The organism is Peribacillus sp. YIM B13481, from assembly GCF_042787985.1.
Lineage (GTDB): Bacteria > Bacillota > Bacilli > Bacillales > DSM-1321 > Peribacillus > Peribacillus simplex_A.
Genome location: NZ_JBHZPE010000129.1, coordinates 1 through 1,286 on the forward strand (window position 1 = coordinate 1; position 1,286 = coordinate 1,286).

Below are 1,286 nucleotides of genomic sequence, written 5' to 3' on the forward strand. Positions count from 1 at the left end.
TGCACATAACCCTGTCAAGTAGACAATAAAAAAAGAGTATTTTAAGCTGCGGCCTTTTCTCGGTATTCAATCGGGGAAAGGCCGTTAAATTTTTCTTGGAAGCGATCAGTATTATAGAAGTCTATATACTCCTGGATGACTATATAAGCTTCCTCTGCTGTTTTTGGGCGTACCAAATATAACTTCTCTGTTTTTAAATGCGAGAAGAAACTTTCTATACACGCGTTATCATGACAATTGCCACGACGAGAGTGACTTCCTTGAAGACCCAGTTCTTTTACCTGTCTTTCGTATGATTTCGTCGTATATTGAAATCCTTGATCAGAATGGAGAAGGGCATCCTTTCCAAATGATTTGTCCCTTAACTGATTCAACGTATTATGAACCAATTCAAGATCGTTTCTTGTTGAAACTTCCCATGCCACAATTTCATTATTATACAAATCTAAAACGGCAGATAGGTAGACAAACGTGTCTCCAATCCTTACATAGGTTATATCTGTTACTAACTTTTGTAATATGGACTCTGCATAGAACTCACGATTTAAAATATTCTTATATACAACCGATCCTCTTCGACCATAGAAAGGGCGTTTCTTTCGAATAACAGATGTAACCCTCAATTCTCTCATCAAACGACGAACACGCTTATGATTGACAACGATTCCCTCTCTGAATAAAGCTCGAGTCATCCGTTTGTATCCGTAGTATGGATGTATCTTATGAATGGCTAATATATGTTCTTTTATCCAAAGGTTTTTCTGAAGTCTCAGTAAACGTCTAGACTGAGTCTTCCGCCATTTGTAATAACCCGCTCTTGAAACTTCACCAATTTTTAATAGCCACGCGAGTGGGTGTGTTTTCCTCAAATCATCAATCACTTGAAACCTTTCGGATTTTAGGACCATTCCTTCCCATGTAGATTTGGATTGCGCTTTTTTAAATAGTCCACCTGCGCTTTCAGATAGGCATTTTCTTCTTCTACACTAGAAAAATTCTTACGGTTCCATACACCACGTTGGTCCTCAAAAGGCTCATTATTTTGCGTTTTCTTAACCCAATTCGCTATTTGCGCATCACTTTTAATACCAAATTGTTCACGAAGCTGACGATATGACCAGCCTTTCTCCAACTTCAATCGAACAACTTCTCGCTTTAATTCTTCTGTGTATGTTTGAAACGTTTGCCCCTTTTTTGCCATAGAAAAATCCCCTCCCAGATAGACTGTTAAGAACATTTTATCATGCTCTCTTTTTTACTCTGTCTACCTGTAGGGGATAATACCA

General features: G+C 38.1%; 1 protein-coding gene. It reads right to left on the bottom strand.

Features of this window, described 5'->3' with window-relative positions; translation table 11 throughout:
• Positions 1-41 precede the first annotated feature (41 nt).
• Positions 42-1,201 (bottom strand): IS3 family transposase gene (locus ACFX4X_RS25450; RefSeq protein ID WP_377387656.1). Its coding sequence is split into 2 segments (ribosomal slippage): positions 42-943 and positions 943-1,201, totalling 1,161 coding nucleotides; the frame shifts between segments, so codons are not numbered across the junction.
• Positions 1,202-1,286: the final 85 nt, after the last annotated feature.